Source organism: Brachyspira sp., assembly GCF_050873525.1.
Lineage (GTDB): Bacteria > Spirochaetota > Brachyspiria > Brachyspirales > Brachyspiraceae > Brachyspira.
On record NZ_JBNMIZ010000264.1, the window covers coordinates 1 to 3,183 of the forward strand.

The window sequence follows — 3,183 nt, forward strand, 5'->3', positions numbered from 1 at the left end:
ATTTAATATTATTTGATATTAAATAAAAAATAATTTTATACTTGAAAATAAAAATATAGTCGATATTATATATTATAGACTTTTATTTAGGAATATAATATTATGAAAAAATATATATTTATTTTTACGCTTTTATTTTGCAGTTTGTTGTTTCCTCAAAATTATGCCACCAACGATGCATATAATCCTAATCAAACTACCGCAAATACGAACGCGCCAACTGGAGAAAATACTTCCATTACAAACGATGCGGTTATGGGAAGAAAGCCCGCGATAACCGAAACGGCGATTACGGGATTCAAAGATATTCGATTGGGAGCGACAAGAGAAGACACGATAAACGCGATATTAAGCGATAGCACGATGATACTTCCGAGAAAATATATGACTGGTTCTGTCGATATAACCGCCGAAGAAAGCGCGACTTTTTTGGCTTTGGAAGAAAATAAATTTTATAGAAGCGGATATTTTATTTTTAAGGACGATTCGCTTTATTCTATAACAATTTATTTTCAGCCGAATCAAGTTGATTTTTTGGAACTTCTATCTGCATTAAATTCCAAATATAGCAAAGGAGCTTTTTTGGACGCAAATACCGTGGCTTGGCAAAACGGAAATATGAGAATAATACTTGAAAGACCTAGTATCGTTAAATATATCAATATGAATAATATAACGACAACTTCGGAAACGAGAATAAGAGAAAAAGAAGAAACTCCGTCTCAAAACGAAAGAAACGAAATATTGGAAGGTTTATAATGAAATATTTACTTATAATATTTTTAATTTTTATATTATCTTGTTCTAATTCTAAAAACAATTCAAATAATAGAGTCGAAATAATTTTGCAAGATAAAGATTCTATGGAAATAAAAAAATATGACGAAAATGTCCTAAAAGAATTAGCGCTTGATTCTTTGAAAGAATTTTTATCTTTGCCTTACGATGCGAGCGGAGTATGGACGGCTTATGAAAAATTTTATTCTTCGGCATATAAAGAAATTCTTGATAAATCGAGAAATATTAAAAATGCGGACGATTATGTTTTATCCGAGCCTTCTTTAGATTTTGAATTTGAAACTACGATAGATAAAGTTTATTCTGTTGAATTGGAAGGAAAAAAAGCTCATATAGAAGTCGATTCTTCGGTGTATGACAGAGTTGAAGATTCTTATTCTAAAGCAAGGCAAACTTTTGTTATGGAATATGAAGACGATAAATGGGTTATAAGCCGTTAATTATTTATTTATATCAATTACAAAAACAAATATTAAAATTGAAATATAAATTTAAAAGAATAAATAATTTAAAAATAATATTAATAAAATTTTTATTTATCCGACAATATTAACATAATATTATATATTATAATTTTAAGGAGTATAAACTTGAAAGAGCCAATAATAGCGGGAATCGATGCGGGAAGCTCGTCTATAAAAACAGTCATTGCTCGAGTAAATGACGACAAAATCGAAGTTATAGGAATAGGCGAAAGCGAAAGCGAAGGAATAATGAAAGGCATCGTTGTAAATATAGAATCCGCTGCGGACGCTATAGAAAAATCGGTTAATCAAGCCGAACAAATGGCGGGAATTCAAGCTCCAGATGTGATAGCCACAATAGGCGGAGAGCATATAAAAGGAAAAAACAGCAAAGGCGTAATAGGAGTTAATAATAAAAATAAAGAAGTTACTCCCGTTGAAATAGAAAGAGTTTTGGAAAGCGCGAAAAATATATTGATACCAGCGGATAGGGAAATAATAGAAACTATAGAGCAGGAATATTCTTTAGACGAACAGGACGAAATAAAAAATCCAGTCGGAATGTCAGGCACGAGACTTGAAACGAGAGTTCATATAATAACGGGACTAAAATATGTTAGCGATAATTTGAGAAGAACTTTAAATAAAATGAAATTCTCTGGAAGAGATTTTATAGTAAATGTTAGAGGAAGCGCAGAAGCCGTTCTCACGAAAGACGAAAAAGAATTGGGAGTAGTCGTTTTCGATATAGGACATTCCACAACTTCTTTAATGGTATTTTTGGAAGGAGCGGTTTGGCATACGGCTGTTATTCCAATTGGGAGCTATCATATAACCAACGATATTTCTAAAGGATTAAGAATTACTATTCCAGCCGCGGAAAAATTAAAATGCGACCATGGATACGCTTTTATAGATATGATAGGCGAGAGAGAAATTATAGAAGTTCCGACAGCAAGCGGTAAATTAAGGACTATTCCAAAAAGAGCTTTAACCGAAATCATACAGCCGAGAGTGGAAGAAATATTGAGTTTATGCGGACAGGAACTTGCAAAAATGAAGTATATAGATTCTTTATCGGCGGGCATGGTATTTACGGGAGGCGGCGCATTGCTTCCAGGATTAGTTGATCTAGCGAAGGCTTATCAAACGGCGGTAAAAGGCGCTATTCCAATATCGGCAAGAATAGGAGTTCCCGACCAAATTTTAGGAATAAGAGACATAGCGAATAATCCCGCTTACTCTGCGGTTATAGGAATATTAATGATGAGTTTGGACGAAGCGACTCCAATGAATATTCAAAGCGGTAAAAAAAATGCAGATAGAAAATTTAAAATAAAAAATCCTTTTGGCAAAAATCCCTTTACTGAATTTTTTAAATAATAACGGTAGAATAAAAATTTTATCAAAAATTATTTAAATTAAATATTATCTGGATTACAAACCTTGCAGGCTTCATATCCGTTTTTTATAGCTTCGTTCGAGTCTATCGCCTCTTTTTCGCCTCTTAAAGTTCGGCAATTTTCAAGATGATATTTTTTGCCAGTTTTGGCTATATAAACGACTTTTTCTATATCGTTAATCTTATTTTCGCTTACCGTTTCAGTAACGGTTTCGACTTCAGTATTTTCGTTTGCTTTGGTTTCGTTAGTTTCGGCAATATTTTTTAATTCGTTCGTTTTAATTTCAGTCGCTTTATTTTCCTTTACTACCGTTTTACTTTTTTCTTCGGTTTTTACAACATTTGTTTTAACTTCGGTCTCGTGTAAAAAAGAATCCTCTTCTTCGGGCATTTGATTATCTTCGGTAAGTTCGGCACTGACTTGAGATTGTTCGTTTCCATTAGAAAATTCATCCGAACATCGAATAATTAAAATAGATAAAATAATTAATAAAATAACAAATTTTTTCATGGTTAAAC

4 protein-coding genes are annotated in these 3,183 nt (G+C 32.3%); 3 read left to right on the forward strand and 1 reads right to left on the reverse strand.

The genetic code is table 11. From position 1 onward, the window contains the following. The first annotated feature begins 102 nt into the window (after positions 1-102). The 3 genes from ACR0QS_RS12290 (at position 103) to ftsA (ending at position 2,645) form a co-directional block, all read left to right on the forward strand. Positions 103-759, forward strand: a complete 657-nt coding sequence (locus tag ACR0QS_RS12290) for a hypothetical protein (protein WP_432633744.1) — start codon at positions 103-105, stop codon at positions 757-759. Beyond that, positions 756-1,238, forward strand: coding sequence for a hypothetical protein (locus tag ACR0QS_RS12295; protein WP_432633747.1), 483 nt, complete (start codon positions 756-758; stop codon positions 1,236-1,238). The genes ACR0QS_RS12290 and ACR0QS_RS12295 overlap by 4 nt, the downstream gene beginning before the upstream one ends. 150 nt (positions 1,239-1,388) lie before the next feature. Further along, entirely contained in the window at positions 1,389-2,645 is a 1,257-nt protein-coding gene (ftsA, locus tag ACR0QS_RS12300; RefSeq protein ID WP_432633745.1) for a cell division protein FtsA, read from the forward strand. Between the two features lie 38 nt (positions 2,646-2,683). Here the strand turns inward: ftsA and ACR0QS_RS12305 are convergent. Further along, the coding region (locus tag ACR0QS_RS12305) for a hypothetical protein (RefSeq protein ID WP_432633746.1) at positions 2,684-3,183 on the reverse strand (500 nt) is incomplete at its 5' end.

Excerpts from the sequence above, each read along its gene's own strand:
- ACR0QS_RS12290 (WP_432633744.1), top strand. The coding sequence starts at position 103 with ATGAAAAAATATATATTTATTTTTACGCTTTTATTTTGCAGTTTGTTG.